The organism is Mesorhizobium sp. CCNWLY176 (genome assembly GCF_037153935.1).
Classification (GTDB): Bacteria; Pseudomonadota; Alphaproteobacteria; order Rhizobiales; family Rhizobiaceae; genus Mesorhizobium_M; species Mesorhizobium_M zhangyense.
Genome location: NZ_JBBBDZ010000035.1, coordinates 1 through 4,090 on the forward strand (window position 1 = coordinate 1; position 4,090 = coordinate 4,090).

The following is a 4,090-nucleotide window of genomic DNA, read 5'->3' on the forward strand; positions in this document are numbered from 1 at the left end:
TCGGGCGACTTTCGATTGCGCCCCGTAACCATAGATTGCCGAACAAAGAAGGCGGAATTCTTCGTGATCGTCCATGAAACGCGCTGCGATTCTGTATAAATAACGCCCCCCGGCATGCCTACTAATCACAGCTCGAAAACGGCAGCAATACTATCGGACGGGCATTTTTTCGGATGTTATGGTAGTCGGCCAGGTCAAGAACTGCGAACGGGAAGACCTGATTTCTTGATCAAACGTCGGTGCGTCGCACCGTCACTTCCCAAGTTCCGAGGGGCACGCCCTCGTAAGACACGTCACGCAGCGTCACATTGTAGACGGTCGTGCTTTCCTTGATCGCCTCCAATATCAGCTCCTTCGCTGCCACCGTCACTTTTGAAGATGGTTCGGCGGTGGGTTGCATCAGCGGCGGTCCTTTTTTCACCTCGAATTCCTCCCGTTAAACCGGTCGCATCCAAGCATCGGGCCTAGCCGGAGTCGATCCCCAAACCGGAATTCACGCTTCACGGTGGGAAAGGAACCGTCATGACCACCGTGTTTGATGTTACTTTGGCAGCAGATGTTTCCAGCTTCTGCCTTGGAGTATTCCTTCAACAGTGCGCTTGGAGATTTTGAACTGTGCCGCGATATCCCCATGCGTTCCCTTGGCCGATCTGATCGCGCGAACTTGATCGTCAGAGAGCCTCGACCGGGGTTGCAGCATACCTTTTAAAGTTTTGCCCGACGCGGCCAGCTGCGCCATTCCTTCGGCACGGGTGCAAACCATCAAATGCGAAGGATTCACGCAGCGCTCATTGTGGCAGAGGGACCGCACGTCCATGCCTGCCGCCAGATCGCGATGGTAGATAAAGACCGAGGCGCGAGTGGCTGGCACGGTCTGTCGCGGGTAAGGCCAACCGAAGCGCATCGATCCAGCTTTTGTGATTGATCCCTTCCATATCCAGCATCCTGAGGCGTCGTCTTTCTTCGTAAATGCCTCAAAGCGCAACCGAACAGCATTGATGTCTTCCGGGATGTAAATATCTTGGATTGTAGCCATCTTGACCTTCCTGAGAGGTTGGGCTGGTGAGGGTCGCCATGTGCTCGCAACACCTGGCGGCCCGTCCAAATTTTACACTCGGAAGAATGCTCTCGCAATCAAATGGAGGCATTCCCGATGAACATTTCAATCAGCGACATCCAGCGACGGCTATCGTCGCTTGGCCTCAACCCGGGGCCTGTCGATGGCCTCATAGGTCCGGCAACGCTCGGCGCAATGGCGAAGGCGCTGGAAAGGATCGGGGCACCTCTGCCCGCTCCAGTGACAGCCGCGCCGGTCACCGCCGTGCCCGCCGACTGGATGCCCTGGGCGCAGATGCAGCGTATCGTCGTTCACTGGACGGCAGGATCGAACACCGCCAGCGCGCTCGACAAGGAGCACTACCACATCCTCATCGAGGGGGGCGGCAGGATGGTTCGGGGCAAGCCAGCTATCGACCTCAACCAGGCACCGGTGAAGAAGGGCTATGCCGCTCATACCCTGAACTGCAACTCGGGCTCGATCGGCGTTTCGCTGTGCGGAATGGCCGGCGCGGTCGAAAGCCCGTTCTCGGCCGGCAACAGCCCGATTACGCGTGAGCAATGGGAAGCGCTGCCGAGCGTGCTCGCTGACCTCTGCCGGCGCTACTCGATCCCGGTGACGGCAAGCACCGTGCTTTCCCATGCCGAGGTGCAGGGAACGCTCGGGATAGCTCAACGTGGCAAATGGGACATCGCCCGGTTGCCGTTCGAGCCGTCCGTCAAGGGCGCCAAGGCTGTCGGCGATCTGTTCCGGGCCGCAACGAAAATTCGTCTTTGAATCCGAGCCCGGCGGCTCCGGGCCATTCTCCCAAGGAAAGGAATCTCTCATGGGTTCGATCTCGAAAGCTATTGCCGCCGGCGTTGGTGGCGCTGCAGCCGGTGCAGGCACGGGTGCCTACATCCTGCCGGAAGGCTCGCCCTGGTACGCATATGTGCTCATGGCGGCCGTCACCGCGCTTCTGCCGGCGATCGTCACCTATTTGGCACCCAAGAACTCGAATTGAGGAGAGGGGCGCCATGCACTGGTTCTGGAAGTTGACCGACGGGCTAACGCCAGACCAGCAGATTTTGTTTCTCGTGCTGCTGAAGCCAATGGCGTGGATGTCATTGGCCATCATCGCGATCGGCGCGTCGATTTTCTCAATCTGGCAGATGTGGTGAGGGGCTTCGGCCCTTCGCCGCTTCCGAAACTCTACAGGGCGGGCAACCTACGATGAAGAGTGACACGGCAATGGCGAACGGCGAAAACGATCCGACCGCTCATTATGCTCGGCTATGGGAGCGCGTCGAAAATCAGGGCAGGGACATCATTGACCTGCGCTCGAACATGAACACCGGCTTTCGCAACATCGAAAGCTCTATCCACTCCTTGTCCAACGAACTGCGCGGGTCCACCAAGACCCAATGGCCGGTAATCTGGTCGGCGATCGGCGTTTGCTTCGTCGTCTTGGGCGCCGTCGGCAATCAGGCCCTATCTCCGATCAAGGACAATCTGGCCGAGACGAGAACCGCGATTGCACGATTGGCGGAAACCACCGTGACGCGGCAGGAAATGGACCAGCGGGCACAAAGAGGCCTCGAGGATCGCACCCGCACGGATATGGCAATTACTGATCTCAGGGCCGCCGCGGTAACCCGCAACGAATGGACCGAGCGCAACCGGGCTCGTGACCAAGAGGTCGCCGATCTGGGTCGCCGCGTTGACGAGTTGCGACAGGATGTCGGTTCAGTTTATGGAACCCGAGACGTCATCATCGATCTGAAAAAGGAGATCGACAATCTCCGACAACGCTTCAACCTGCGCCCCGCATCGCCTCCGTAGGGGGCCAAAATGTGATTGGTCGGTATAGCCCCGATCGGCTATTCTTCGCCTACTAGCCCTTTCATGCCCGCGTGTTCCTTCTGGAGCGCGCGGGCCTTTTTTGAGTCTACTAGGGACGTTCCAAAAATATGTTCCCGGTGTGCACTTTTGAACAGCGAGTTCTTGACCAAACGTCTATTGTTTCTCCCGAGCCAAACCTCCCAAGGTTCAGCAGGAGCGAAGTCAACTCACCCCCCGCACTTCGCGCTGCACGGCCCGCCACCCTTCAAAGTGGCGGGCCCCTTTCGTTGCGATCATGACATTCCGTCGTCGTCAGACGGATTGTCATCGGCGTATGCCTGGTTCAGAGGATTTTGAAGCTGCGCTTTTTCTTGGCTGAGAAGGTTCTTGAGAAGACTTCGCTCAGCGTCGGATGTGGCCGTTTTCAAGCGCTCTTCAAAGTGTATGATATTCTCCGTAGCAATAAAATGCTTCAACGAGCGTGCCATCACTCGCGCCTTTTCAAGGTTTCAGATGCAACTCTACTGTCCATCCGAATGGCTTTATTGACAAGTTTTTCTCAAATCAATTTTTTGAAACGTGTCTCGCGCTTTCTGCCTCCTGAAGAGCCGCCTACATGACGGGCTTTTTCATTGCCTGGGTTGTAAAATGGGGGCATAGTTACACGTCGCTGGCCACTTTTCAGGGCGCCAGCGCTTGGAAGAGAGGTCCTGCTTTCGCCCCAATGAAGAGCAGGAGTCTGCGTGACTGCGCCTCGATCCTCTCGCCCCGCTATTTATTATACTGATGAATTGCAGATGCTGACTCGTGTTTGCAGAATAGTCCGCAAAGAACGTGGCATCGAAGCTGATACCGAGGGCGCCAAGGAAATTGCCGATCTGGCGTTCGTCCTCTACTCCTCCGGCATTTCCGACGAAAAGACCCTGATTCAAAAGCTCAGACAGCAGGCGTAGGAGGTTTCCCGATCGCCAAGCTGCTTCCCGCCGCTCCGAAAGGGTGGCGGGTCTTTTTGTGTTTTCGAATTCAGACGATGAAGAAGTCGCCAGCCGTCATGGAAAGCCCTGGCGAAAGGGTAGCGAATTTCGTTGCGGCCGCTCCACCGAGCCCATCCTTGTCGAAATACAGGTCGCCGGTTGTCTTGTTGTAGATAATCCGGTCGGTTGAATCGTGGGCGGCGCTTCCGGTATGAAAGGCGCCCGCCGAAAGCCAGCC

Annotated in this window: 7 protein-coding genes and 1 pseudogene; 5 read left to right on the forward strand and 3 right to left on the reverse strand. The window is 57.1% G+C overall.

Annotated elements, in window-relative coordinates:
• Positions 1 to 229: 229 nt before the first annotated feature.
• Positions 230 to 421: a hypothetical protein gene (locus WBQ96_RS28160; protein WP_337035961.1), complete on the reverse strand. Its 192-nt coding sequence runs from the start codon at positions 419 to 421 to the stop codon at positions 230 to 232.
• Positions 422 to 541: 120 nt separating this feature from the next.
• Positions 542 to 1,036: a hypothetical protein gene (locus WBQ96_RS28165; RefSeq protein ID WP_337035962.1), complete on the reverse strand. Its 495-nt coding sequence runs from the start codon at positions 1,034 to 1,036 to the stop codon at positions 542 to 544.
• 117 nt (positions 1,037 to 1,153) lie between these two features.
• Here WBQ96_RS28165 and WBQ96_RS28170 point away from each other — a divergent pair, with 117 nt between their 5' ends.
• The 5 genes from WBQ96_RS28170 to WBQ96_RS28190 all read left to right on the forward strand — a co-directional run bounded on the left by WBQ96_RS28170 (position 1,154) and on the right by WBQ96_RS28190 (position 3,831).
• Positions 1,154 to 1,834 carry a peptidoglycan recognition protein family protein gene (locus tag WBQ96_RS28170; RefSeq protein ID WP_337035963.1) on the forward strand — a complete coding sequence of 227 codons (681 nt, stop codon included), beginning with the start codon at positions 1,154 to 1,156 and terminating at the stop codon, positions 1,832 to 1,834.
• Between the two features lie 49 nt (positions 1,835 to 1,883).
• Positions 1,884 to 2,060 (forward strand): hypothetical protein, encoded by a 177-nt coding sequence (locus WBQ96_RS28175; protein ID WP_337035964.1) that lies wholly within the window; start codon positions 1,884 to 1,886, stop codon positions 2,058 to 2,060.
• Between the two features lie 13 nt (positions 2,061 to 2,073).
• Complete coding sequence (locus tag WBQ96_RS28180; RefSeq protein ID WP_337035965.1) at positions 2,074 to 2,217, forward strand: hypothetical protein; 144 nt, start codon at positions 2,074 to 2,076, stop codon at positions 2,215 to 2,217.
• Positions 2,218 to 2,269: 52 nt separating this feature from the next.
• Positions 2,270 to 2,878 carry a hypothetical protein gene (locus WBQ96_RS28185; protein WP_337035966.1) on the forward strand — a complete coding sequence of 203 codons (609 nt, stop codon included), beginning with the start codon at positions 2,270 to 2,272 and terminating at the stop codon, positions 2,876 to 2,878.
• Positions 2,879 to 3,621: 743 nt separating this feature from the next.
• The gene (locus WBQ96_RS28190; RefSeq protein ID WP_337035967.1) at positions 3,622 to 3,831 is read left to right on the forward strand and encodes a hypothetical protein; all 210 of its coding nucleotides are present in this window, start codon (positions 3,622 to 3,624) and stop codon (positions 3,829 to 3,831) included.
• 70 nt (positions 3,832 to 3,901) lie between these two features.
• On the opposite strand, the pseudogene WBQ96_RS28195 reads toward WBQ96_RS28190, so the two are convergent.
• A pseudogene (locus tag WBQ96_RS28195) lies at positions 3,902 to 4,090 on the reverse strand (calcium-binding protein); the annotation flags it as partial.

Bases quoted from the DNA above. Each gene is read 5' to 3' on its own strand.
- WBQ96_RS28180 (WP_337035965.1), top strand. From the start codon at position 2,074: ATGCACTGGTTCTGGAAGTTGACCGACGGGCTAACGCCAGACCAGCAG.
- WBQ96_RS28165 (WP_337035962.1), bottom strand. From the start codon at position 1,036: ATGGCTACAATCCAAGATATTTACATCCCGGAAGACATCAATGCTGTT.
- WBQ96_RS28175 (WP_337035964.1), top strand. From the start codon at position 1,884: ATGGGTTCGATCTCGAAAGCTATTGCCGCCGGCGTTGGTGGCGCTGCA.
- WBQ96_RS28185 (WP_337035966.1), top strand. From the start codon at position 2,270: ATGAAGAGTGACACGGCAATGGCGAACGGCGAAAACGATCCGACCGCT.
- WBQ96_RS28170 (WP_337035963.1), top strand. From the start codon at position 1,154: ATGAACATTTCAATCAGCGACATCCAGCGACGGCTATCGTCGCTTGGC.